Source organism: Pseudomonas sp. F01002 (assembly GCF_004402115.1).
Lineage (GTDB): Bacteria > Pseudomonadota > Gammaproteobacteria > Pseudomonadales > Pseudomonadaceae > Aquipseudomonas > Aquipseudomonas frigoris.
In genome coordinates, this window is the sequence record NZ_SOPU01000024.1 from 67286 (window position 1) to 90942 (window position 23657).

The window sequence follows — 23657 nt, forward strand, 5'->3', positions numbered from 1 at the left end:
GCGATTCGCAGATCAAGCTCCGACAGATAGCCAGGCTCTCGCATCAGTGCGTCTGACGGCGAGAACACAGATTTGATGTCCTGCAAGCGGCCATCCTTGAGCTGACGAGCCTTGCAAATCTCCAGCAACCACTTGCCTGTAGTGGACGTTGCTTTGAGTTTGTATACCCAAGCACGTGCCGGTGCTCTGCGCAGTCCCATTGCGATCCGGAGCGTCGCGAGGAATATCATTGAGCCAACGCTCCAAGTCACGATTCAGTTGGACGGAGGCAGTGCTTTTGAACGAGTCCACGGGGAGTTCTTGCAGGTTGTAAAGCACGGTTGCGCAGTGTTTGCAATTGATCACCACTGGACACGAACAGGAGCAAACCAGTTCAAACTCACCATTAGGGTCTTCAATGAGTTCAATGGATTGTTCGTAGATATTCCCTTGGGAACCTTTGCAAATTGCGAGAACGAGAGCGTCCTCGATTTCGCGGATTTGTACCCGGCTTTCTACAGCGTATCTGCGAGCCTTATCCAGAGCGCGATGACTGAACTCCTCCGCCCACGGCAGCTCATGAAGTTGCTCAATAATTGCTGGCATAAAATCAACGCTTCTGAAAGTGACTGTAGTTTGCAGGTATCAAGACTCAGCCTTTGAGCACCCGGGCCAACGTCGACTTCACCTTGCCCATTCCGTCATGCAGCGCTTGCTCGATCTCGGCCATGGTGATCACCGCCGTCGACTTGCCCGCCGCCGGGTTTACTACCAGCGCCAGACAGGCGTAATCCAATTCCAGCTCACGAGCCAATGCTGCCTCCGGCATCCCGGTCATGCCGACGATGTCGCATCCGTCGCGCTCCAGTCTCGCGATTTCAGCGACAGTTTCCAGCCGTGGCCCCTGAGTGCAGGCGTATACGCCATAACTGCTATAGCCGACACCTTCAGCCGCCAGCGCCGCGATCAATTGCTGACGCAGTGGCTCGCTGTAGGGATAGCTGAAGTCGATGTGTGTGACCTGCTGCAGATCATCGGCGAAATAGGTGTGTTCGCGACCACTGGTGTAGTCGATCAGCTGATGCGGCACGCAGAAATGTCCGGCCCCCATCGCGGAATGAATCCCACCCACGGCGTTGACCGCGAGAATCGCTTCGGCGCCAGCCTGTTTCAGCGCCCAGAGGTTGGCGCGGTAGTTCACCTGATGCGGCGGAAAACGGTGAGGATGACCGTGGCGCGCAAGAAACAGCACTTCCTTGCCGGCGTACTCGCCAATCTGCACTTCAGCCGAAGGCGCGCCGTACGGCGTGTCCACCGCCAGTGACTGACGAATGCTCAGGCCTTCGAGTTGAGTCAGGCCGGTGCCGCCGATAATCGCGTAAACCGTCATAACGAAAAGTCCTCAATCAATCAGTTGAGCTTCTTTGAGCGCGCCGACGGCTATCAGCCAGCGCGGGTCTTGACGGTATTCAGTGCTGGCGTACGACTGGCCGCGCATCCGCGCGATGCGCTCGGACGGTTTTACCTTCAGACGCTGGGCGGCGCTCAGAGCCAATTCAGCGGCCGCGCGATCGTTGCACACCAGGCCCATATCGCAACCGGCCGTCAGCGCCGCTTCGATACGGCTGGCAGCATCGCCGACCACGTGGGCGCCGGCCATGGACAGGTCATCGCTGAAGATCACACCGTCGAATTGCAGCTCGCCACGCAGGATGTCCTGCAACCAGCGGCGGGAGAAGCCGGCGGGTTGGGAATCGACTTGCGGATAGATAACGTGGGCCGGCATGACCGCAGCCAGTTGCTTGCTCAGTCGGGTGAACGGCACCAGGTCATTGGCGCGGATTTCGTCAAGGCTGCGCTCATCAACAGGGATCGCAACGTGGGAATCGGCCTCGGCCCAGCCGTGACCGGGAAAGTGCTTGCCGGTGGCGGCCATGCCGGCGCTGTTCATGCCGCGAATGAAGGCACCCGCCAGCAACGCTGCACGCTCGGGATCACCTTCAAATGAACGAGTGCCGACTACGGCGCTGCGTTGGAAGTCGAGGTCCAGCACCGGAGCGAAACTCAGATCGAGGCCGACAGCCAGCACTTCAGTCGCCATGAGCCAGCCGCACTGCTCGGCGAGGTACTCGGCATTCGGGTTGTCAGCGATGGCGCGCATGGCTGGCAGTCGCACGAAGCCCTGACGCAAACGCTGAACCCGGCCGCCCTCCTGGTCGACTGCCAGCAGCAGATCGGGGCGAATGGCGCGGATGGCGGCGCTCAACTCGCGTACCTGGCGCGGGTGTTCGATGTTGCGGGCGAAAATGATCAGGCCGCCCACTTCGGGTTGGCGCAACAATTGGCGATCTTCAGCCGTCAGCCAGGTACCGGCGACGTCCACCATCAACGAGCCTTGCAGGCCAGCAGTCATAGAGATTCCTTGATAACGATAAACCCGGCTCGCACAAAATCGCCGCCATGGGCTATGCCCGGCAGGTCGGCGATACAAATGGGGAGCGGGTTCAGAACGAGAGTCGGCATGGGCGGCTAGCTTAGCGGATGTCAGCTGCCGCGCCCACCCGTGCGCGGTTAAACCTTGGCGGCAACCGGGGTTGATTTGCTGCGTGGACGCAACTGCGCGGTGGCCATGGCCGAATCGGTCACGCCGGTTTCGGCGCGCATACCCGCTGCCAGGAACGGCACCATCAGACGCATGACTTGCTCAATGGAGGTGTTGACGCCGAAGTCGGTCTCGGCAATTGCGCGCAGGGCTTTGATACCGGACATGCTGAACGCGGCGGCGCCGAGCATGAAGTGCACGCGCCAGAACAGCTCAATCGGCGGAATACGCGGTGCAGCTTCGTTGACCAACATCATGTAGCGGCGGAACACCTTGCCGTACATGTCTTCCAGATAACGTCGCAAGTGCCCTTGGCTCTGACTGAAAGCCAGACCCAGCAAACGCATGAAAATCGACAGATCGTTGCCGCTGCGTGGTTGCACCACCAAGGCTTGCTCGACGAGGATTTCCAGCAGCTCTTCAAGCGTCGGCCTGTTCTCCGGCTTGGCCTGACGCCGCTCCAGCTCTTTATCAAGGCTTAAGCAGAACGGCCCAAGAAAGCGCGAGAAAACTGCCTGGATCAGCGCCTTCTTCGAACCGAAGTGATAGTTCACTGCCGCCAGATTGACACCGGCCTTACTGGTGATCAGACGCAATGAGGTTTCAGCGAAACCTTTTTCCGCGAACAATTGCTCGGCAGCATCAAGAATGCGTTCAACGGTTTCCGACTGGGCCATGGCTACTCCGCCTGACAAACACTTGTTTGAAACATACGTTTCAGCCTGTGCCTTGTCAAGCCTGGCAGTTCGTTTTGAGAATGGTCGGTCAGCTATTTAACCATACAACTCGCAAGCGTGAGTCAGCAGGCTTATCGACCGTCTGGCGGTCAGCAAAAAAAGGAGCATTGCCAAGACCGTTCCACTGTATATAATCCCAGTCACTGTATAAAAAGACAGAGCGATCAATATGCTAAAGCTGACGCCACGCCAAGCAGAGATTCTGGCCTTCATCAAACGCTGCCTCGAAGACAACGGCTACCCGCCCACCCGCGCGGAAATCGCTCAGGAACTGGGTTTCAAGTCGCCCAATGCGGCGGAAGAACACCTCAAGGCGCTGGCCCGCAAGGGCGCGATCGAGATGACGCCCGGTGCTTCCCGTGGTATTCGCATCCCCGGCTTCGAAGCCAAGGCCGACGAGTCCACCCTGCCGATCATAGGCCGAGTGGCTGCCGGTGCTCCGATCCTCGCCCAGCAGCACATCGAAGAGTCCTGCAACATCAACCCGTCGTTCTTCCATCCTCGCGCCGACTATCTACTTCGGGTTCATGGCATGAGCATGAAGGATGTGGGCATTTTCGACGGTGACCTGCTGGCAGTGCACACCACCCGCGAAGCCCGCAACGGCCAGATCGTAGTAGCGCGGATCGGCGACGAAGTGACCGTCAAGCGTTTCAAGCGCGATGGTAGCAAGGTCTGGTTGATTGCCGAAAACCCTGAATTCGCCCCTATCGAAGTGAACCTGAAAGATCAGGAACTGGTGATCGAAGGCTTGAGCGTCGGCGTCATTCGCCGCTAAAGGAGGCTTTATGCAGTTCCCACACACATCACAGCAAGCCCAACTGCCGTTGTTCGAGGCTTTCATGGTGCAGCCATTGGCGCCGATCCTGAAAGACGTGGTCGAGTCACCCTGGAGCGCCGAGCCCGAAGTCTTCAGTGAGCTGTCGCTGCGTGGTGCAGCCGGGAACTGCCTGAACCTTCTTGCGCCGATTCTCAGGGAACTGAGTCAGGACCAGGACGCGCGCTGGCTGACGCTGATCGCTCCGCCCGCCAGCCTGACCCAGACCTGGTTGCGGGACGCCGGCCTTAACCGCGAACGCATCCTGCTGCTGCAACCGCGCGGCACTCAGAGCGCTCAGCAGTTGACCTGCGAGGCCTTGCGCCTGGGCCGCAGCCACACGGTGGTCAGCTGGCTCAACCCATTGAGCACAACTTCACGGCAACAGTTGATCAGCGCCGCCCGGATCGGGGACGCACAAAGCCTGAATATTCGATTGGGTTAACTGACAAACAATGCGCGCGTTGAACAGCGCAGGGCTTCTCCAAGGATAGAGAAGCCGACCTGTAGCGATATCAGCAAAAAACCGACGGGCGGGATCAATGAAGAACCCGAGACCCCTCGTCCGTATTGAAATCGCCTTCAACCAAGCGTCCGGCCATCTGAACGCCGACGCTCAACATCGCCTTGGCGACTTCCACGTGCTGGCCCTGCAGGAACGCTTTGGCATCCTCGGAGAAATCCAAAGTAACCAGAGAACCCTCGTCCTCAGCCCTGCGCAGCTCAATACGGCCGTCTGGTAACTCGACAATTTCTAGAAAGGACGTTGGCATAAAGGTCTGTTCTCCACGAAAGGCGGGGATTATATAGGCATCGGCCAGGCTTCGCTCGGGATCTTGACCAGATGCCACTACAAAGAGAAAGGTCCGACAGTTCTCATCCCTGAACGGACAACCCAGCGGGCCATCCATTATTCCGCTCAATCCTTCAGCATTCGTTCAGGCCTTCGCGAAACCGAATCGCCAGTCCCTTGAGGTTCTGACGCCAGCTCTCCAGCTCTTCCCGGCTCAGCTCTTGTGGAGCCTCTTCTTCATCCAGGTTAACGGCCAGGATCAGTGGTTGCGTCACGTCACCCTTAGGCTTGTGCGGCGCCCGTGGCGGCTGAAACAGTGCAGCATGGGCTGCCAGCAGTTTGGCCAGCCAGGTTTCCGAATTATTGGCCAACTCGACCATCTCGGCCATTTCCGGAATCGCGATGGCTTCAAGCACTTCGCGCGTCAGCAATAACTCGGCCCGAGGCGCATTGGCCTGAGGCAAGCGATAGAAACCGGCGATTTCATGGCACAGTCCCAGCAACGCACCGTACAGGTGAAACAGGGCTGACTCGCGTCCGGCCTGGATCAGCGCCAGGGAGTTCATCGCCCGCCCCTCTTCGGCTCTGGCGAGCGCTTCCAGCGACAGGCCGGCGAAGTAAATCTTCTGGTTGGTACGGGTATAGAGTTCGTGGGCCATGACGGCAGCCTCCACAACGAAATAATTGCTTCACGCAGGTCAGACAGTGTCGTGGATCACCCGAGTTCACCGCAAGCACAAAACAAAAAGGCCGCATGAAAACCTGAGGGTTGTCATGCGGCCTTTTCAGTACAGCACCTGTTAAGCCTTAGCGGTCTTCGCCGGGCGCTTGTCTTCAACCGTCCACTTGCCGCCGTCGTAGTACGCCTTCCAGCCAGTCGGCTTACCGTCGACTTCAGTCTGTACGTACTGCTCTTTGGTTTTACGGCTGTAACGGATCACAGCAGGCAGGCCGTCCGGATCTTTCTTCGGCGCTTCGCAGAGGAAGTGGTACTTCGGATCGATCTCATCCTTGTGCGGCACAATTTCCATGACCAGCGGAGCACGCGTCTCGCGGTTTTTCGGGAATTGACTGGCCGCCAGGAACAGGCCGGAAGCACCGTCGCGCAGGATGTAGGTGTCGTTGACCTTTTCGCATTTCAGCTCAGGCATCTTCACCGGATCCATCTTCGGTGGTGCTGCATCACCGCTTTTCAGCAGTTTGCGGGTGTTCTTGCACGTCGCATTGGTACAACCGAAGAACTTGCCGAAACGGCCGGTCTTGAGCTGCATCTCGCTGCCGCACTTGTCACATTCCAGGCTCGGACCTTCGTAGCCTTTGATGCGATAAGTGCCCTCTTCGATTTCGTAGCCAGAGCAATCCGGGTTGTTACCGCAGATGTGCAGCTTGCGCTTCTCATCCAGCAGGTAAGCGTCCATCGCCGTACTGCAGATTGGGCAGCGGTGCTTGCCACGCAGCACCAGCGATTCCGATTCACCCTCGTCGTCCGCCGCAATTTCGTCGCCCGGCACCAGGTTGACCGTGGCCTTGCAGCGCTCTTTCGGCGGCAGGCTGTAGCCCGAGCAACCGAGGAACACGCCAGTCGATGCTGTACGAATCTGCATCGGACGACCGCACAACACGCACGGAATGTCAGTCATCACCGGTTGGTTGGCGCGCATGCCGCCTTCGGCGCTTTCGGCTACTTCGAGTTTCTTCTTGAAATCGCCGTAGAACTCATCGAGCACGTTCTTCCAGTCGCGTTCGCCCTGAGCCACGTCATCGAGGTTCTCTTCCATGCCGGCGGTGAAGCCGTAGTCCATGAGATTGGAGAAGCTCTCGGCCAGACGTTCGGTAACGATGTCGCCCATCTTTTCCGAGTAGAAACGACGGTTGTGCAACGCTACGTAGCCACGATCCTGGATGGTCGAAATGATCGCCGCGTAGGTCGAAGGACGACCGATGCCGCGCTTTTCCATTTCTTTAACCAGACTCGCTTCCGAGTAACGCGCCGGCGGCTTGGTGAAGTGCTGGGTCGGATCAAGCTTGATCAGCTTCATCGCGTCGCCCTGAGCCATGTCCGGCAGCACGTCGTCATCACCAGGCTTGGCGATTTGCGGCATGACGCGGGTGTAACCGTCGAATTTCAGGATGCGGCCTTTGGCGCGCAACTCGAAGTCACCGGCACCGACGGTGACCGTGGTCGACAGGTATTGGGCCGGCAGCATCTGGCAAGCGAGGAACTGGCGCCAGATCAGCTCGTAAAGTCGCTCTGCATCGCGCTCCATGCCCGACAGCTTGCTTGGCTCGGTGTTGGCGTCGGACGGACGAATCGCTTCGTGAGCCTCTTGTGCGCCTTCCTTGCTGCTGTAGACATTCGGGGTTTCCGGCAGGTACTTCTTGCCGAATTCGCCTTCAATATAAGTGCGCGCCATCGTCACGGCATCGGCCGAGAGGTTGGTGGAGTCGGTACGCATGTAAGTGATGTAGCCGGCTTCGTACAAACGCTGGGCCATCATCATGGTTTTCTTCACGCCGAAGCCCAGGCGGTTACTGGCGGCCTGTTGCAGAGTGGACGTGATGAACGGTGCCGACGGCTTGCTGCTGGTCGGTTTGTCTTCGCGCTTGACGATGCTGTAGCTGGAAGCCTTGAGCTTCTCCAGCGCGGCCATGGCCTGGGCTTCGTTAAGCGGCTTGAAGGCTTCACCTTTCTCGCGAGCGACGTCAAAGCGCACGGTTGCGCCCTTGGCGGTACCGAGATCGGCGTGAACTTCCCAGTACTCTTCCGGGTTGAACGCGCGGATTTCACGCTCACGCTCGACGACCAGCTTCACAGCAACCGATTGCACGCGACCGGCGGACAGGCCACGAGCGACCTTGGCCCACAGTAGCGGCGAAACCATGTAACCCACCACGCGGTCGAGGAAACGACGCGCTTGTTGTGCGTTTACACGATCAATGTCCAGCTCGCCCGGCTTGGAGAAGGCTTCCTGAATCGCCTTCTTGGTGATTTCGTTGAACACCACGCGCTTGTAGCGGCTGTCATCACCACCGATGGCTTCGCGCAGGTGCCAGGCAATGGCTTCCCCCTCGCGATCCAAGTCGGTTGCGAGATAGATGGTGTCAGCATCTTTGGCGAGCCGGCGCAGCTCTTCGATGACCTTTTCCTTGCCCGGGAGGATCTCGTACTTGGCTTTCCAGCCATGATCGGGATCGACACCCATGCGCGAGACGAGCTGCTTGCGCGCTTTCTCTTTCGGCGTGAGCACCGGACCTTCACCCGCGGCGGCCTTGCCGCGCTTGGCGGCTGGCTCTTTGCTGGCGCTAGCCGAACCGCTGGTGGGCAGGTCTCGGATATGGCCGATACTCGACTTCACCACGTATTGGTTACCCAGATACTTGTTGATGGTCTTGGCCTTAGCCGGGGATTCCACAATGACCAGCGATTTGCCCATGGATCAGAAAATTCCTGAATTCTAGAAGTGAAAGGCGGTTGGCGCCTGACGCGGCACCGCTATATATAGTGGCTACAAGGTGAGGTCAAGCGCAGGGTCTTGCGCGCACTCAGCTTATGGCTTGGAAAAAAGGCTTGGTTCAGCTTGCACCAAAGCAAAGCGTGGCACCTGTTCGCCGTCAACCTCGACCGACTCCAGGAACATGCTCAAGGGACGCACCCAAAAGCCGTAATCGCCATACAGGGCTTGGTAGAAGACCACTTCTTCTTCGGTTTCCGAATGCCGCGCAATACTGAATACGCGGTACTGCGGACCTTTGTAATGTTGGTAGAGCCCAGGTTGTATCGGCATGGTTTGGCCCTCGCTCAAATCTTTTAAAAATAAAAACAAAAAATAAATTCAGAAAAACAAAAACCGGGGCACTTGGCCCCGGCTTCCGTCAACGGAACGCTTAAACGCGTTCGAAGACGGTGGAGATGCCTTGGCCGAGACCAATGCACATGGTGGCTACCCCGAAGGTGCCGCCATTTTGCTTCATCACGTTCAACAGAGTGCCGGAGATACGCGCACCGGAGCAACCAAATGGGTGACCCAGGGCAATCGCGCCGCCGTGCAGGTTAACCTTCTCGTTCATCTTGTCGAGTACTTTCAAATCTTTCAGCACTGGCAGGGCCTGTGCGGCGAAAGCTTCGTTGAGCTCGAAGAAGTCGATATCGTTAATGCCAAGACCCGCGCGCTTCAGTGCTTTTTGTGTGGCCGGTACTGGACCATAGCCCATGATTGCCGGGTCTACACCTGCCACCGCCATCGAACGTATCACCGCCATAGGCTGAATGCCCAGGTCCTGTGCACGCTGCGCCGACATCACGATCATGCACGAAGCACCATCGGTGATTTGCGACGAAGTACCGGCTGTCACGGTGCCGCCCTTAGGGTTGAACGCTGGCTTCAGAGCCGCCAGGCTTTCCAGGGTAGTTTCCGGACGAATGGTTTCGTCGTAGTCGAACAGTTTCAGGAAACCGTTCTCGTCGTAGCCCTGCATCGGGATGATTTCGTCTTTGAACTTGCCTTCCAGTGTCGCCTTGTGAGCGAGCTGGTGGGAGCGCACGCCGAAAGCGTCCTGTTGTTCGCGAGTAATGCCGTGCATTTTACCCAGCATTTCAGCGGTCAAACCCATCATGCCCGAGGCTTTCGCCGCGTACAGGGACATGTGCGGGTTCGGATCGACACCGTGCATCATGCTCACGTGCCCCATATGCTCGACGCCGCCAACCACGAACACGTCACCGTTGCCGGTCATGATCGCTTGCGCAGCAGTGTGCAGAGCGCTCATCGACGAACCACACAGACGGCTGACGGTCTGGCCGGCAGCGGTGTGCGGGATTTGAGTCATCAGGGACGCCATGCGGGCGATGTTCCAGCCCTGCTCCAGGGTCTGGTTCACACAGCCCCAGATCACGTCTTCGACTTCGCTCGGATCAACCTTGACGTTGCGTTCCAGCAGTTTACTGATCAGGTGCGCCGACATGTCTTCAGCGCGGGTGTTGCGGTGCATGCCGCCCTTGGAGCGACCCATCGGAGTACGACCGAAGTCGACAATCACGACGTCTCTAGGATTCAAGCTCATATATTCACTCTCACTCTAGTTGGGGGCGCTTAACCGAAGAACCGCTGGCCGGTTTTGGCCATTTCACGCAGTTTTGCGGTCGGGTGGTACAGCGCGCCCAAATCAGCGTACTGGTCAGCCAGGGCAACGAACTCTGCAACACCGATCGAATCGATGTAGCGCAGCGCACCGCCACGGAATGGAGGGAAACCAATACCGTAGACCAGACCCATGTCGGCTTCGGCAGCGGTTTCGACAATGCCGTCTTCCAGGCAACGAACGGTTTCCAGGCACAGCGGGATCATCATCCAGTTGATGATGTCTTCGTCGGTGACTTCACGCTGTTCGAAGACGATCGGCTTGAGCACTTCCAGTACTGACGGATCGGCGACTTTCTTCTGCTTGCCGCGCTTGTCGGTCTCGTAGGCATAGAAGCCCTTGCCGTTCTTCTGGCCCAGGCGCTTGGCTTCGTACAGCACGTCGATGGCCGAACGACGGTCGTCTTTCATGCGGTCCGGGAAGCCTTCAGCCATCACGTCACGACCGTGGTGACCGGTGTCGATGCCGACCACGTCCATCAGGTATGCCGGGCCCATTGGCCAGCCGAATTTTTCCATGACCTTGTCGATACGGACGAAGTCCACACCGGCGCTGACCAGCTTGGCGAAACCGCCGAAGTACGGGAACAACACGCGGTTGACCAGGAAGCCCGGGCAGTCGTTGACGACGATCGGGTTCTTGCCCATTTTCTTGGCGTAGGCAACGGTGGTGGCAACCGCCAGCTCGCTGGACTTCTCGCCACGGATCACTTCAACCAACGGCATCATGTGCACCGGGTTGAAGAAGTGCATGCCGACGAAGTTTTCCGGACGCTTGAGGGCTTTGGCCAGCAAGGTAATGGAAATGGTCGAGGTGTTGGACGCGAGGATGGTGTCCTCTTTGACCTTGCCTTCCACTTCAGCCAGAACGGCTTGCTTGACCTTAGGGTTCTCGACGACCGCTTCAACCACCAGATCAACGTGACCGAAATCACCGTAGGACAGGGTCGGACGAATGCCATTGAGCACTTCGGCCATTTTCGCCGGGGTCATGCGACCTTTATCAACGCGGCCCACCAGCAATTTGGCAGCTTCGGCCAGACCTTGCTCGATGCCGTGCTCGTTGATGTCTTTCATCAGGATCGGCGTACCTTTGGAGGCCGACTGATAAGCGATACCGCCACCCATGATGCCAGCGCCCAATACGGCAGCCTGCTTCACGTCTTTGGCGATTTCGTCGTAGGCCTTGGCCTTTTTCTTCAGTTCCTGATCGTTCAGGAACAGACCGATCAAGCTCTGCGCGGCAGAGGTCTTGGCCAGTTTGACGAAACCGTTGGCTTCGACTTCCAGCGCCTTGTCGCGACCGAAGTTCGCGGCTTTCTGGATAGTTTTGATCGCTTCGACGGGTGCCGGGTAGTTCGGGCCCGCTTGACCGGCCACGAAACCCTTGGCGGTTTCGAACGACATCATTTGTTCGATGGCGTTGAGCTTGAGCTTTTCGAGCTTCGGCTGACGCTTGGCCTTGTAGTCGAATTCGCCGGAGATGGCGCGCTTGATCAGCTCCAGGGCCGCTTCCTGCAGCTTCTCGGGAGCAACCACTGCGTCGACTGCGCCAACTTTCAGCGCGTCGTCAGGACGGTTTTCCTTGCCGGCGGCAATCCATTCGATGGCGTTGTCGGCACCGATGATGCGCGGCAGACGCACGGTACCGCCGAAGCCCGGGTAGATGCCCAGCTTGACTTCCGGCAGACCGATCTTGGCCTTGGTGGACATGACGCGGTAGTCCGCCGCCAGGCACATTTCCAGACCGCCACCCAAGGCGATGCCGTTGATCGCGGCGACAGTCGGGACGTTGAGGTCTTCGAAATCGCTGAAAATCTTGTTGGCTTCCAGGTTGCCAGCAACAAGCTCTGCATCAGGCAGCTTGAAGTTCTCGACAAATTCGGTGATGTCGGCGCCGACGATGAACACGTCCTTGCCACTGCTGACGATCACACCCTTGATCGAAGCATCTGCCTTGATGGTGTCTACAGCCTGACGCAGTTCGTTCAGGGTTAGACGGTTGAACTTGTTGACGGACTCACCCTTGAGGTCGAATTTCAATTCGACGATGCCACTTTCAAGAGCCTTAACCGTGATGGCTTTACCTTCGTAAATCATCAACTGATCTCCACGATATGGAAGCTGAACAGTACACGTCGGACGCAGGCGAATGGCTCGGCAGGGACGCTTATCGTCAATGCTACGCCCATCCACCCGGCACACCCGCCAACGCGATAGTCGGGATTCTGTAGGAGCGGTCTGTAATACAAACGCTCAATTCATACGCCCGTTTGATTTGGGTACGTCACCTTCACGGAATTTCCGACAATTGTCAATCGCCCAAAATACGGGTTGAAATGCGACTTTCCGGTCATTTCCGTAACACGAAGACCTGCAACACGCGGCTGCATGTGAGGCCATTCATAGGATCAATAGTTAGAAAAGTCGCCCTAATTCGCTGCAGCCTTTGTTTAACAAGCTACGCTGGCGGGACCTTGAGGAAAAAACATGAACGCTTTTGGCGAATGCCCAGCGTAAGATCAGCGCCACACCGAATTACCGGCCTGCCTGGCCAACCCCAGCCCGATGATGATGTCGGGTTTTTTATTGCCTGTCTGCCAGACGTTTCGCGCCATTGCGGCGCGAAATTTCCGCGATTTATGCCAGCGCCTTCAGCACCGCATCAATATCCTGCAAAACCGTCGCTTCGCCCTTCTCGCCCCAATACAACGTGATCATCTGCTTGTCTGCTTCGACCTTGTAAACGTTGTCTGGCAACTTTTCGAAATGAATCAGCAACGCAGGCTCCTCGCAGACCTCCTGCCACTGGTTGACCCATACACCCGGCGCTTTTTGCCAGTAACTCCAGCACGCCGGCCGATTGCCACGCCGCGGTCGATGGTACTGGGCGCAAGGGCTCGGCGGCTCCTGGCTCAGCCAGTGCGGCCAGTCCTGAGGCGCCAGTTGCATCGCCAATCCGATGCGTCGCGCCTCCATGCGCAGGGCCATGCGGCCGCTCTGGTGGCGCGACGGCCGCAACCATGCCAGCGGACTCAGTACCACCAACATGATTGACACCACTATCCAGACCGTCATATCTGTACTCCCGATTCTTGATGAGCGCATTGAGTCACTTTGAAAACAATGAGCTTGAAACCAGCCATACTTACCAATATTGCAACCCTCAGGAGGAGCACCTCATGCCCTACAACCACATTCTGGTCGCTGTAGATCTAACCGAAGAGTGCGACCCTGTAATCCACCGCGCTCGCGAACTGTCGGTGAGCAACGGGGCGAAGCTGTCCTTGGTGCACATTGTCGAGCCAATGGCCATGGCCTTTGGCGGCGACGTCCCTATGGACCTGTCACAACTGCAACAACAGCAGTTCGATCAGGCCAAGGAACGCCTGGACCGACTGATCGTGAAGTATCCGGAACTCTCCAAAGAATACAGCCACCTGACCTACGGCCAGCCACGCCAGGAGATCCACCACCTGGCCAAGGAACAAACCTGCGACCTGATCGTGGTGGGCAGCCATGGCCGACACGGCCTGGCATTGCTGCTGGGTTCAACCGCCAATGACGTGCTGCACGGTGCGCCCTGCGATGTGCTCGCGGTGCGCCTGATCAAAAGCTGAAACGCATATCCCCTGTGGGAGCGGGCTTGCTCGCGAAAGCGGTGTAACAGTCAGCATATTTGTTGAATGTTAAGCAGCTTTCGCGAGCAAGCCCGCTCCCACATTGGATCTACGCCAGCTCTGTAGATCGCATCCCATACCAAAAGCCCGGCGCTCATCACTGAACGCCGGGCTTTTTTTATAGCAGGATCAATCAGGCATCCAGCTCGGCCCAGCGCTCGACCATTACGTCGTGCTCAGCCTGCAACTGCTCCAACTGAGCGATCACTGCAGCGGTCTCGGCAGCAGGACGCTGATAGAAACCGGCATCGGCCATTTGCGCCTCAACGGTAGCAATCTGCTGCTCCATGGCTTCGATCTGACCCGGCAACATTTCCAGCTCACGCTGCAACTTGTAGCTGAGTTTCTTCTTCGCCACCGGCGCTTCGACTACAGCAGCGACTACAGCAGCGACTGGCGCAGCTTCGGCCGTCACGACCGCGGAGGTCAGGTCGGCTTTGCCGGACTTGCTCTCGGTCACGCCCAGCAGGCGCGGCGAGCCGCCCTGACGGAGCCAGTCCTGATAACCACCGACGTATTCGCGAACCTTGCCTTCACCTTCGAAGACCAGGGTGCTGGTGACCACGTTGTCGAGGAATGCCCGGTCGTGGCTGACCATCAGCACGGTGCCGTTGAAGGTCAGCAAGACCTCTTCCAGCAACTCAAGGGTTTCGACGTCGAGGTCGTTGGTCGGTTCGTCGAGGACCAGCAGGTTCGCTGGTTTGCTGAACAGTTTCGCCAGCAACAGACGCGCACGTTCACCACCTGACAGCGCCTTCACCGGCGTGCGGGCACGCTGCGGGCTGAACAGGAAATCGCCGAGGTAGCTCAGCACGTGGCGGCTCTGACCATCGATATCGATGAAGTCGCGACCTTCTGCGACGTTGTCGATCACGGTCTTTTCCAGGTCCAGCTGATGGCGCAACTGGTCGAAGTAGGCCACGTCGATGCGCGTCCCCTCTTCCACTGTGCCGCTGGTTGGTTGCAGACCGCTGAGCATCAGTTTCAGCAAGGTCGTCTTGCCGGTACCGTTGGCGCCGAGCAGACCGATACGGTCGCCGCGCTGCAGGACCATCGAGAAATCCTTGATCAGGAACGGGCCGCCCGGGTGAGCGAAGCTCACGTTATCGAGGACCATTACCTGCTTGCCAGATTTGTCAGCGGTATCCAGCTGGATGTTGGCCTTGCCGGTGCGTTCACGACGCTCGCTACGCTCGTTGCGCAGGGCTTTGAGGGCGCGGACGCGGCCTTCGTTACGGGTCCGACGAGCCTTGATGCCCTGGCGGATCCAGACTTCTTCCTGGGCCAGTTTTTTGTCGAACAGCGCGTTGGCGGTGTCTTCAGCGGCCAGCGAGGCCTCTTTGTGCACGAGGAAGCTGGCGTAGTCGCCGTTCCAGTCGATCAGGCCACCGCGATCCAATTCGAGAATGCGGGTCGCAAGGTTCTGCAGGAATGAACGGTCGTGCGTGATGAACAGCACGGCGCCCTGGAAATCCTTCAGCGCTTCTTCGAGCCAGGCAATTGCACCGATGTCCAGATGGTTGGTCGGTTCGTCGAGCAGCAGCAGATCGGGTTCGGAAACCAGAGCCTGAGCCAGCAGGACGCGACGACGCCAGCCGCCGGACAATTCGGCGAGGGTCTTGTCGGCCGGCAACTGCAGACGGCTCAACGTGCTGTCGACCAATTGCTGCAAACGCCAGCCGTCACGGGCTTCGAGGTCGTGCTGGACGTGCATCAGTTTGTCCAGGTCGGCGTCGGTGACGATGTTCTGGCTGAGGTGGTGATACTGCGCGAGCAGCTCGCCGACACCGTCCAGGCCTTCGGCCACCACGTCGAACACCGTCCGCTCGTCGGCTACCGGCAATTCTTGCGGCAATTCGCCAATTTTGAGGCCAGGTGCGCGCCAAACGGAGCCCTCATCAGGCTTCTGGTCGCCCTTGACGAGCTTCATCATGCTGGACTTGCCAGTGCCATTGCGGCCGATGATGCACACCCGCTCACCACGGGCGATCTGCCAGGACACCTTGTCCAACAACGGCATAGCGCCGAAAGCAAGGGACACATCGCTGAATTTGAGCAGGGTCATGAGCTTCTCCAAAAACCGGGCGCGCATTCTACCTGACTTGAGGCTTCAGAAGGCCGGCAATTTCACCTTCGCGACACTCTGCATGACAAATGTTGCGAACTGATGCTGACAGGCCGGCAAAGCTTTCGCCCGCTGCTGGCAAAAGGCTAAGCTACAGACAATTCAGTGCGGGCCATGCCCGCACTTGTCATGATTTCTCTGCCCGGACGTCTCATGCGCAGTCGCCTTTTCAGTCTTTTATCCTGTTTTCTTCTTTCTGCCACTGCCGTTCAAACCGCCCAGGCGGTGGACCTGTCCACCCAGCGCCAGTATTACGATGAAGCCAAGCGTGCCCTCGCCAAGGGGGATACCGGTCCTTATTTCCGTTACAGCCAGGCCCTCAGCGATTACCCGCTGGAGCCGTACCTGGCGTATGACGAACTGACCGCTCGCCTTAAAACCGCGAGCAATGTCGAAATCGAGAAATTCCTCGCCGAGCACGGTGACCTGCCCCAGGCCAACTGGATGAAGTTGCGCTGGCTGCGTTGGCTGGCGGAACGCGGCGACTGGGCGACCTTCGTCAAGTACTACGACCCCAAGCTCAATTTCACCGAACTGGATTGCCTGAACGCGCAGTATCAGATCGGGCATAACCAGAAAGCCGAAGGTTACGCCAACGCCAATAAACTCTGGCTGACTGGCAAATCCCAGCCCGCCGCGTGCGATGCGCTGTTCGGGCAATGGGCTGCCGAAGGCCAGTTGAACGAGCAGAAACGCTGGGAGCGCACCAAACTTGCCGCTCAGGCGCGCAACTATCCGCTGGCCAACAGCCTGGTCAACGGCCTGACTACCCTCGCCCCTCGCGGTCGTTTGCTGATTGATGTGGCGCAGAAACCCGAGCTGCTCAACCAGCCTTCGCGCTTCACCCCGGCCGATGAACCGATGTCTGACATCGTCAGCCTCGGCCTGCGCCGCTTGGCCAAGCAAGACCCGGACAAGGCCATGGAGCTGCTCGACGGTTACGCCAGCAGCATGCACTTCTCCCGTGATGAGAAAGTGGCCATCGCCCGTGAAATCGGCTTGACCCTCGCCCGCCGCTTCGACCCTCGCGCGCTGGACGTGATGACCAAGTACGACCCGGAACTGCGTGACAACACGGTTTCCGAATGGCGCTTGCGTCTGTTGCTGCGCCTGGCCCGCTGGGACGATGCCTATCAGCTGACTCGCCGCTTGCCGCAGGATCTGGCGACCACCAACCGCTGGCGCTACTGGCAGGCCCGCAGCCTGGAACTGGCGCAGCCGCAGAACCCGGAAGCGCAAGCGCTCTACAAGAACCTGGCTCGCGAGCGAGATTTCTATGGCTTCCTCGCCGCTGATCGTTCGCAATCACCTTATTCGCTGGTCAACAAACCCTTGGTATTGAGCCAGGCGCTGATCAACAAGGTCCGCAATACCCCTGGCGTGCGTCGGGCGCTTGAGTTTCACGCTCGCGGACAGATCGTCGATGGTCGCCGCGAGTGGTACCACGTCAGCCGCCACTTCAGCCGCGACGAAATGGTCGCCCAGGCGAAACTGGCCTACGACCTGAAATGGTATTTCCCGGCGATCCGCACCATCAGTCAGGCGCAGTACTGGGACGACCTGGACATCCGCTTCCCGATGGCCCACCGCGAAACCCTGGTGCGCGAAGCCAAGGTTCGTGGCTTGCATTCGAGCTGGGTGTTCGCCATCACCCGCCAGGAAAGTGCTTTCATGGACGACGCCCGTTCCGGCGTCGGCGCCAGCGGCCTGATGCAACTGATGCCCGGCACCGCCAAGGAAACTGCGCGCAAATTCAGCATTCCACTGGCCTCGCCGCAGCAAGTGCTGGATCCGGACAAAAACATCCAGCTCGGTGCCGCTTACCTGAGCCAGGTCCACAGCCAGTTCAACGGCAACCGCGTCCTCGCTTCCGCCGCCTACAACGCAGGCCCCGGCCGAGTGCGTCAGTGGCTGCGCGGGGCGGACCACCTGAGCTTCGACGTGTGGGTGGAAAGCATCCCGTTCGACGAAACCCGCCAGTACGTGCAAAACGTGCTGTCGTACTCGGTGATCTACGGCCAGAAGCTCAATTCACCGCAACCGCTGGTGGATTGGCATGAGCGCTACTTTGACGATCAATAACCGCTAATCCCGGTAATCCCGGTTATGTAGGAGCTGGCGGAGCCTGCGATCTTTTGATCTTGCTTTGAGGCCATAAACAAATGCCCGCATCGATTGATGCGGGCATTTTTATTAGAACAAGATCAAAAGATCGCAGGCTCCGCCAGCTCCTACGGGTGTACACCGAGCTCAGTCTTGCCATCACTGAACTGCAACGCCGCCAACCGCGCATACAGCGCGTTGCTCGCGATCAATTCCTGATGCGTGCCCACCGCGACCAGTTTCCCCTGATCCATCACCGCGATCCGGTCAGCGTTTTTCACCGTCGCCAGCCGGTGAGCGATGACCAGCGTGGTGCGGTTTTTCATCAGGCTCGGCAAGGCTTGCTGGATCAGGTGTTCGCTCTGGGCGTCAAGGGCGCTGGTGGCTTCGTCCAGTAGCAGAATCGGCGCGTCCACCAGCAATGCTCGGGCGATGGCCAGGCGTTGGCGTTGGCCACCGGACAAACCGAGGCCACCGTCGCCAAGGTGGGTCTGGTAGCCGTTGGGCATTTGTTCGATGAAGTCGTGGGCGTAAGCGATTTTCGCCGCTTCCTGAACCTGGGCCAGGGTTGCCGTCGGGTTGCCGTAGCGGATGTTCTCTTCGATGCTGCCAAAGAACAGCGCCGGGGATTGCGAGACCAGGGCGAAGCAGCGGCGCAGGTCCAACGGATCGAGTTGAGTCAGCGGCACGCCATCGAGCAAGATGCGTCCATCGGCCGGGTCGTAAAAGCGCAGCAGCAAGTCATACACGGTCGACTTACCGGCACCAGAGGGCCCGACCAACGCGAGGGTTTCACCGGCATTGATCGTCAGATTCAAACCATCGACCGCATAGCTTTCGGGACGCGACGGGTAGGAAAAGCGCACGTCTTGCAGCACCAGGTCACCCTTCACCCGTTCAGGCAAGGTCACCAGGCCAGTAGTCGGTGACTGGATAATGTTTTCTGAGCGCAGCAACTCGGCAATCCGCTCGGCGGCGCCGGCGGCACGCTGCAGTTCGCCAATCACTTCGCTCAACGTGCCGAATGCGCTGCCGACGATCAGGCTGTAAAACACAAACGCCGCCAGCTCGCCCGCGGAAATCCGCCCGGCGATGACATCCATTCCGCCAACCCAGAGCATCACCCCGACGGCGCCAAGCACCAGTACGATCACCAGAGTTATCAGCCAGGCTCGCTGGAAGATCCGCTTGCGAGCGGTGTTGAAGGCCTCCTCCACCGTGGCGGCAAAGCGCTGCTCATCCTGGACCTGATGGTTGTAGGCCTGCACGGTTTTGATCTGGCCCAGGGTTTCGGAAACATAGCTGCCGATATCGGCAATCCGGTCCTGGCTCAGGCGCGACAGGCTGCGCACCCGACGGCCGAAGATCAGGATCGGCGCGATAACCAACGGCAACGCGACCACCACGATGCTGGTGAGCTTGGGGTTGGTGATGAACAGCAGGACGATCCCGCCGATCACCATCAACAGATTGCGCAAAAACAGCGACAGCGAAGAGCCGATCACCGATTGCAGCAGCGTAGTGTCAGCGGTTAACCGCGACTGGATCTCGGAGCTGCGGTTGTCTTCGTAGAATCCTGGGTGCAGATAAATCAGATGATTGAACACCTGACGACGGATGTCCGCGACAACGCGTTCGCCGATCCATGAGACCAGGTAAAAACGCGCGAAGGTGCCAATCGCCAGCCCGACCACCAGCAACATAAACAAGCCGATGGACTGGTTGAGCAACTGCGGCGACTGGGTCATGAAACCCTGATCCACCAGCAGGCGAATCCCCTGCCCCATGGACAAGGTGATGCCCGCCGTGACGATCAATGCGAGCAAGGCACCGACGGCCGGCCAGCGATAAGGCGCGATGAAACGCAGGGCCAGGCGCATGGCGCGCCGGTGACGGGAAGAGAGGATGGAGATCATTCGATGGCGCAACCAGTAGGGTTTGACGCGATCAAGCCTACACCGGTCGATGGGCTTGAACGCTGTAAATCATAATGAGTCAGGTTAAATATGACCGCAAAGCCTAGGTCCTAGACGGTATTGGTCTAAAGTCCGGGTGGCAACGCAGCCGTATTTCTGATCGACTGATGTTGCCGCCTTGGAAAGATCGCAGGGAGTTGTCACAGCCCGGTCACCTGGCGGTTCTATAGTAAGCACACAACCTGATGAGGAGACAGGCCATGTCCTTGCAAAACAGCAGCGAAGACAAGATTGAAGTGATCCGCACACAGCCAGACCAGTCTCTGGGTTGTTCGATTATCGATAAGGATGGGCGCGAAGTACCGATCACTGAAGGCATGATCCAGGACGCTTGCCGCGAACTGGAAAAGCGATTGGTCAAGCCTGCCGAACAAAAGTGATATAGCCACCGTCTTCTTGACCCGGCCCCTGGTGGCCGGGTTTTTTATGGCTGCTAATCCAGAATGGAGGTGCGGCCATTCGCGAGCAAGCCCGCTCCCACATGGATCTCCAGTGAACACAGATCTTGTGTACGACAGAGATCAAATGTGGGAGCGGCGGTGCGACGATTCGACTTGCTCGCGAAAGGGCCGACGCGGTCTCTAGACAGTCGTTGCGCCCAACGCCGCCACGATCCTCTGCAACGCAGGCGAATCCCCTTCGATCCGCACCTGCAACCCATCAATCTCACGCCGCAACGGATAATGTTTGCGCAGTGAATCGAACGCTGCACGCTGTTCATTCACGTTGCCTACAAGGCTGCGACGGAAATCCGCATCATCACGGCGCGGGTCGTACACGCCACGGCACAACATGGCCAGCGACCAGGCCGGATCGCTGTTAGCGTTCAAGGTCACTTGCGACAACCAGGGTGCGGGCAGCAAATCGCTCAAGCTGATCCGGGCCGCCTGCCCGAGAAAATCGCAATACGCCTGATAAATCTGCGCGGTGCCACGCTGTCTGCCGTCGAGGCTGTAACCGGCAATGTGCGGCGTCGCCAGCACGCAGAGTTCGGCCAGTGCCACATCGACCTCGGGCTCACCTTCCCAGACATCCAGCACCGCTTGCAGGTCTTCACGTTGCAGCAGCACCTGGCGCAGGGCGGCGTTATCCACCACCGGGCCACGACTGGCATTGATCAGCCAGGTGCCGGACTTGAGCTGGTTCAAACGGTTTTTATCGAACAGGTGCCAGGTCGACTGGGCGCCGTGTTTCTTCAACGGCGTGTGCAGACTGATGACATCGCACTGCTCGATGATCTGTTCGAGACTGACGTAATCGCCACCTTCAGCGGCCTGTCTTGGCGGATCGCAGACCAGCACGTTCCAGCCCAGACCTTGCAGAACCTTGACCAAGCGACCGCCCACTTCACCGGCACCGACGACGCCATAGGTGCGTTGAGTCAGGTCGACGCCTTCGATTTCGGCCAGAGTCAGCAGACTGCCGAGCACGTAGTCGACCACGCCCCGGGCGTTGCAGCCGGGCGCGCTGGACCAGGTGATGCCAGCCCGCTGAAAGTAATCCAGATCCAGGTGATCGGTGCCGATGGTGCAGGTGCCGACAAAGCGTACCTTGCTGCCTTCGAGCAACGCACGGTTAACATTGGTCACCGAGCGCACCAGCAGCACATCGGCCTGTTCGACGGTGGCGCGGTCAATGGAACGTCCCGGCACCCGGCGAATTTCACCGAAACCTTCGAAGAAGGCATCGAGCAGCGGGATATTTTCGTCGGCAACAATCAGCATGGCAGGCTCCTTTGGCGGATCGGCAGTGTAGGCGGAGATGACACGTCACGCCTAGCACGCATCCCCTGTAGGAGCTGCCGAGTGAAACGAGGCTGCGATCTTTTGACTTTGTTTTTTAAAGACAAAATCAAAAGATCGCAGCCTCGTTTCACTCGACAGCGCCTACAAGGGACCGTGCGTGGGGGGAAAAGGATTACAAATCCCCAACACAGGACTTTTCCTGACCACTGCGTCAGGGCGTAGAATGCGCCGCCTTGCGCATCAACATCTTTGGACGTTTCGCCCTTGAATTCCGTGACTGACCGCCCCGCCGCTATTTCCCTCACCCGTCCGGCCCGGGTTCGCCTGGAGCTGAAAAACCTGCTCGGCCTGGCCTTGCCGATCATGATCGCGCAACTGGCGACCACTGCCATGGGCTTCGTCGATGCGGTGATGGCGGGTCGGGTCGGGCCAAGGGATCTGGCGGCGGTGGCGCTGGGCAACTCGATCTGGGTGCCGGTGTTTCTGTTGATGACCGGCACGCTGCTGGCTACTACTCCGAAAGTCGCGCAGCGTTTCGGCGCCGGCAGCCACAGCGAGATTGGCCCGATCGTGCGCCAGGCACTGTGGCTGGCATTGGTGGTGGGTTTGATGGCGACCGGCATGTTGTTCAGCGCCGAACCGATTCTGCACATCATGAAGGTCGATCCCGAATTGATCGGCCCGTGCATGCAGTACCTGCATGGCATCGCCAGCGGTTTGCCCGCCGTCGCGTTCTACCATGTGCTGCGCTGCTTCAGTGACGGCCTGGGGCGTACGCGTCCGGCCATGGTGTTGGGTCTGTGCGGGCTGGCGCTGAACATTCCGCTGAACTACGTCTTCATCTATGGCCACTTCGGTGTGCCGGCCATGGGCGGTGTCGGTTGCGGCTGGGCCACGGCGATCGTGATGTGGGTGATGGCGCTGGGCATGGCCGGGTGGGAGCGCTGGGCACCGGCGTATCAGTCGAGTGAGTTGTTCAGCCGTTTCGACTGGCCGCAGTGGTCGGTGATCAAACGCCTGCTGGGCATCGGCCTGCCGATCGGCATCGCGGTGTTCGCCGAGTCGAGCATCTTCGCCGTGATTGCGCTGCTGATCGGCAGCCTCGGCGCCACCGTAGTGGCCGGGCATCAGATCGCGCTGAACTTCAGCTCGCTGGTGTTCATGATTCCCTACTCCCTCGGCATGGCCGTGACCGTGCGCGTTGGCCAGGCGCTCGGCCGCCAGGAACCGCGTGAAGCCCGTTTCGCTGCCGGTGTCGGCATGGGCACGGCGCTGGCCTATGCGTGCATTTCCGCGAGCATGATGCTGTTGCTGCGTGAACACATCGCAACCATCTACACGGCCGACCCGACGGTGACTCAGGTCGCGGCGATGCTGATTGTGTATTCGGCGCTGTTCCAGTTTTCCGATGCGATCCAGGTCACCGCAGCCGGCGCGTTGCGCGGCTATCAGGACACTCGGGTGACGATGATCCTCACGCTGTTCGCTTACTGGGGGATTGGTTTGCCGGTGGGTTACGCGTTGGGCCTGACCGATTGGTTCGGCACGCCGAGCGGCCCGAGCGGGCTGTGGCAGGGTTTGATCGTGGGCTTGAGTTGCGCGGCGCTGATGCTGTCGATCCGCCTGACGCGCAGTGCACGCAAGCGGATTCGCATCAGTCATTCGGCGGGTTAAGCGAGTTTCTTGCGGATCCAGTAGAGGTAGGTGCCTGCCTCTTCGTGCTGCGCCACCAGTTCGTGGTCGAGAAACACGCAGAACTTGGGAATGTCGCGACGGGTCGACGGGTCGGTGGCGATCACCTTCAGCAGGCCGCCGGGCACCAGGTCACGGATATGCTGGTGCAGCATCATCACCGGTTCCGGGCAGTTGAGGCCAGTGGCGTCGAGGGTGCCGTCAACCGGCGTATCAATCATTTCACTCATGATTCACTCCTGAAACTTGCCGGCATTGTCGCGCATTGCC

Annotated in this window: 20 protein-coding genes; 6 read left to right on the forward strand and 14 right to left on the reverse strand. The window is 59.0% G+C overall.

Going from position 1 to position 23657, the window contains the following annotated elements; all coding sequences use genetic code 11:
- Nucleotides 1-631: 631 nt before the first annotated feature.
- The 3 genes from E3W21_RS21210 to E3W21_RS21220 form a co-directional block, all read right to left on the reverse strand.
- On the reverse strand, nucleotides 632-1369 hold the full coding sequence (locus E3W21_RS21210; protein WP_134421746.1) for an S-methyl-5'-thioinosine phosphorylase: 738 nt from the start codon (nucleotides 1367-1369) through the stop codon (nucleotides 632-634).
- A gap of 12 nt (nucleotides 1370-1381) precedes the next feature.
- Nucleotides 1382-2380: a beta-N-acetylhexosaminidase gene (gene nagZ, locus E3W21_RS21215; RefSeq protein WP_178082712.1), complete on the reverse strand. Its 999-nt coding sequence runs from the start codon at nucleotides 2378-2380 to the stop codon at nucleotides 1382-1384.
- 170 nt (nucleotides 2381-2550) lie between these two features.
- The gene (locus tag E3W21_RS21220) at nucleotides 2551-3258 is read right to left on the reverse strand and encodes a TetR/AcrR family transcriptional regulator (protein ID WP_129442910.1); all 708 of its coding nucleotides are present in this window, start codon (nucleotides 3256-3258) and stop codon (nucleotides 2551-2553) included.
- Nucleotides 3259-3487: 229 nt separating this feature from the next.
- On the opposite strand from E3W21_RS21220, the gene lexA reads away from it, so the two are divergent.
- Entirely contained in the window at nucleotides 3488-4096 is a 609-nt protein-coding gene (lexA, locus tag E3W21_RS21225) for a transcriptional repressor LexA (protein WP_007933171.1), read from the forward strand.
- A 10-nt stretch (nucleotides 4097-4106) separates the two neighbouring features.
- On the forward strand, nucleotides 4107-4580 hold the full coding sequence (gene sulA / locus E3W21_RS21230) for an SOS-induced cell division inhibitor SulA (protein ID WP_046055276.1): 474 nt from the start codon (nucleotides 4107-4109) through the stop codon (nucleotides 4578-4580).
- 94 nt (nucleotides 4581-4674) lie between these two features.
- On the opposite strand, the gene E3W21_RS21235 is transcribed toward sulA, so the two are convergent.
- The 7 genes from E3W21_RS21235 to E3W21_RS21265 form a co-directional block, all read right to left on the reverse strand.
- A complete protein-coding gene (locus E3W21_RS21235) occupies nucleotides 4675-4908 on the reverse strand; it encodes a hypothetical protein (RefSeq protein WP_046048057.1) in 234 nt (77 codons plus the stop codon).
- 154 nt (nucleotides 4909-5062) lie between these two features.
- Entirely contained in the window at nucleotides 5063-5587 is a 525-nt protein-coding gene (locus E3W21_RS21240; RefSeq protein WP_046047843.1) for a DUF6586 family protein, read from the reverse strand.
- Between the two features lie 141 nt (nucleotides 5588-5728).
- Nucleotides 5729-8362, reverse strand: coding sequence for a type I DNA topoisomerase (topA, locus tag E3W21_RS21245; RefSeq protein ID WP_129442908.1), 2634 nt, complete (start codon nucleotides 8360-8362; stop codon nucleotides 5729-5731).
- Between the two features lie 114 nt (nucleotides 8363-8476).
- Complete coding sequence (locus tag E3W21_RS21250; protein ID WP_046047845.1) at nucleotides 8477-8713, reverse strand: DUF1653 domain-containing protein; 237 nt, start codon at nucleotides 8711-8713, stop codon at nucleotides 8477-8479.
- A gap of 100 nt (nucleotides 8714-8813) precedes the next feature.
- The gene (fadA, locus tag E3W21_RS21255; protein WP_008007076.1) at nucleotides 8814-9989 is read right to left on the reverse strand and encodes an acetyl-CoA C-acyltransferase FadA; all 1176 of its coding nucleotides are present in this window, start codon (nucleotides 9987-9989) and stop codon (nucleotides 8814-8816) included.
- Between the two features lie 29 nt (nucleotides 9990-10018).
- The gene (gene fadB, locus E3W21_RS21260) at nucleotides 10019-12166 is read right to left on the reverse strand and encodes a fatty acid oxidation complex subunit alpha FadB (RefSeq protein WP_129442906.1); all 2148 of its coding nucleotides are present in this window, start codon (nucleotides 12164-12166) and stop codon (nucleotides 10019-10021) included.
- A gap of 540 nt (nucleotides 12167-12706) precedes the next feature.
- Nucleotides 12707-13144, reverse strand: a complete 438-nt coding sequence (locus E3W21_RS21265) for a hypothetical protein (protein WP_134421747.1) — start codon at nucleotides 13142-13144, stop codon at nucleotides 12707-12709.
- 104 nt (nucleotides 13145-13248) lie between these two features.
- Here E3W21_RS21265 and E3W21_RS21270 point away from each other — a divergent pair, with 104 nt between their 5' ends.
- Complete coding sequence (locus E3W21_RS21270) at nucleotides 13249-13686, forward strand: universal stress protein (RefSeq protein WP_008151425.1); 438 nt, start codon at nucleotides 13249-13251, stop codon at nucleotides 13684-13686.
- A 193-nt stretch (nucleotides 13687-13879) separates the two neighbouring features.
- Here the strand turns inward: E3W21_RS21270 and E3W21_RS21275 are convergent, their stop codons facing one another.
- Complete coding sequence (locus tag E3W21_RS21275; RefSeq protein WP_134421748.1) at nucleotides 13880-15811, reverse strand: ATP-binding cassette domain-containing protein; 1932 nt, start codon at nucleotides 15809-15811, stop codon at nucleotides 13880-13882.
- A 213-nt stretch (nucleotides 15812-16024) separates the two neighbouring features.
- Between E3W21_RS21275 and E3W21_RS21280 the strand changes: the two genes are divergently transcribed.
- Complete coding sequence (locus E3W21_RS21280; RefSeq protein ID WP_134421749.1) at nucleotides 16025-17953, forward strand: transglycosylase SLT domain-containing protein; 1929 nt, start codon at nucleotides 16025-16027, stop codon at nucleotides 17951-17953.
- A 149-nt stretch (nucleotides 17954-18102) separates the two neighbouring features.
- Here the strand turns inward: E3W21_RS21280 and E3W21_RS21285 are convergent, their stop codons facing one another.
- On the reverse strand, nucleotides 18103-19890 hold the full coding sequence (locus E3W21_RS21285; RefSeq protein ID WP_166793854.1) for an ABC transporter transmembrane domain-containing protein: 1788 nt from the start codon (nucleotides 19888-19890) through the stop codon (nucleotides 18103-18105).
- A 260-nt stretch (nucleotides 19891-20150) separates the two neighbouring features.
- Here E3W21_RS21285 and E3W21_RS21290 point away from each other — a divergent pair, with 260 nt between their 5' ends.
- A complete protein-coding gene (locus E3W21_RS21290; RefSeq protein WP_033061931.1) occupies nucleotides 20151-20330 on the forward strand; it encodes a PA1571 family protein in 180 nt (59 codons plus the stop codon).
- A 201-nt stretch (nucleotides 20331-20531) separates the two neighbouring features.
- On the opposite strand, the gene pdxB is transcribed toward E3W21_RS21290, so the two are convergent.
- Nucleotides 20532-21674, reverse strand: a complete 1143-nt coding sequence (gene pdxB, locus E3W21_RS21295; RefSeq protein WP_134421750.1) for a 4-phosphoerythronate dehydrogenase PdxB — start codon at nucleotides 21672-21674, stop codon at nucleotides 20532-20534.
- Between the two features lie 285 nt (nucleotides 21675-21959).
- Between pdxB and E3W21_RS21300 the strand changes: the two genes are divergently transcribed.
- Complete coding sequence (locus E3W21_RS21300) at nucleotides 21960-23369, forward strand: MATE family efflux transporter (protein ID WP_134421751.1); 1410 nt, start codon at nucleotides 21960-21962, stop codon at nucleotides 23367-23369.
- Here E3W21_RS21300 and tusA read toward each other — a convergent pair.
- Entirely contained in the window at nucleotides 23366-23617 is a 252-nt protein-coding gene (gene tusA / locus E3W21_RS21305) for a sulfurtransferase TusA (protein WP_007907805.1), read from the reverse strand. The two genes, E3W21_RS21300 and tusA, sit on opposite strands and share 4 nt — an antisense overlap.
- Between the last annotated feature and the right edge of the window lie 40 nt (nucleotides 23618-23657).

What these genes read in the sequence shown, in the direction of transcription:
- E3W21_RS21210 (WP_134421746.1), bottom strand. Translation starts at nt 1,369, where the DNA reads ATGACGGTTTACGCGATTATCGGCGGCACCGGCCTGACTCAACTCGAA.
- E3W21_RS21220 (WP_129442910.1), bottom strand. Translation starts at nt 3,258, where the DNA reads ATGGCCCAGTCGGAAACCGTTGAACGCATTCTTGATGCTGCCGAGCAA.
- lexA (WP_007933171.1), top strand. Translation starts at nt 3,488, where the DNA reads ATGCTAAAGCTGACGCCACGCCAAGCAGAGATTCTGGCCTTCATCAAA.
- sulA (WP_046055276.1), top strand. Translation starts at nt 4,107, where the DNA reads ATGCAGTTCCCACACACATCACAGCAAGCCCAACTGCCGTTGTTCGAG.
- E3W21_RS21235 (WP_046048057.1), bottom strand. Translation starts at nt 4,908, where the DNA reads ATGCCAACGTCCTTTCTAGAAATTGTCGAGTTACCAGACGGCCGTATT.
- E3W21_RS21240 (WP_046047843.1), bottom strand. Translation starts at nt 5,587, where the DNA reads ATGGCCCACGAACTCTATACCCGTACCAACCAGAAGATTTACTTCGCC.
- topA (WP_129442908.1), bottom strand. Translation starts at nt 8,362, where the DNA reads ATGGGCAAATCGCTGGTCATTGTGGAATCCCCGGCTAAGGCCAAGACC.
- E3W21_RS21250 (WP_046047845.1), bottom strand. Translation starts at nt 8,713, where the DNA reads ATGCCGATACAACCTGGGCTCTACCAACATTACAAAGGTCCGCAGTAC.
- fadA (WP_008007076.1), bottom strand. Translation starts at nt 9,989, where the DNA reads ATGAGCTTGAATCCTAGAGACGTCGTGATTGTCGACTTCGGTCGTACT.
- fadB (WP_129442906.1), bottom strand. Translation starts at nt 12,166, where the DNA reads ATGATTTACGAAGGTAAAGCCATCACGGTTAAGGCTCTTGAAAGTGGC.
- E3W21_RS21265 (WP_134421747.1), bottom strand. Translation starts at nt 13,144, where the DNA reads ATGACGGTCTGGATAGTGGTGTCAATCATGTTGGTGGTACTGAGTCCG.
- E3W21_RS21270 (WP_008151425.1), top strand. Translation starts at nt 13,249, where the DNA reads ATGCCCTACAACCACATTCTGGTCGCTGTAGATCTAACCGAAGAGTGC.
- E3W21_RS21275 (WP_134421748.1), bottom strand. Translation starts at nt 15,811, where the DNA reads ATGACCCTGCTCAAATTCAGCGATGTGTCCCTTGCTTTCGGCGCTATG.
- E3W21_RS21280 (WP_134421749.1), top strand. Translation starts at nt 16,025, where the DNA reads ATGCGCAGTCGCCTTTTCAGTCTTTTATCCTGTTTTCTTCTTTCTGCC.
- E3W21_RS21285 (WP_166793854.1), bottom strand. Translation starts at nt 19,890, where the DNA reads ATGATCTCCATCCTCTCTTCCCGTCACCGGCGCGCCATGCGCCTGGCC.
- E3W21_RS21290 (WP_033061931.1), top strand. Translation starts at nt 20,151, where the DNA reads ATGTCCTTGCAAAACAGCAGCGAAGACAAGATTGAAGTGATCCGCACA.
- pdxB (WP_134421750.1), bottom strand. Translation starts at nt 21,674, where the DNA reads ATGCTGATTGTTGCCGACGAAAATATCCCGCTGCTCGATGCCTTCTTC.
- tusA (WP_007907805.1), bottom strand. Translation starts at nt 23,617, where the DNA reads ATGAGTGAAATGATTGATACGCCGGTTGACGGCACCCTCGACGCCACT.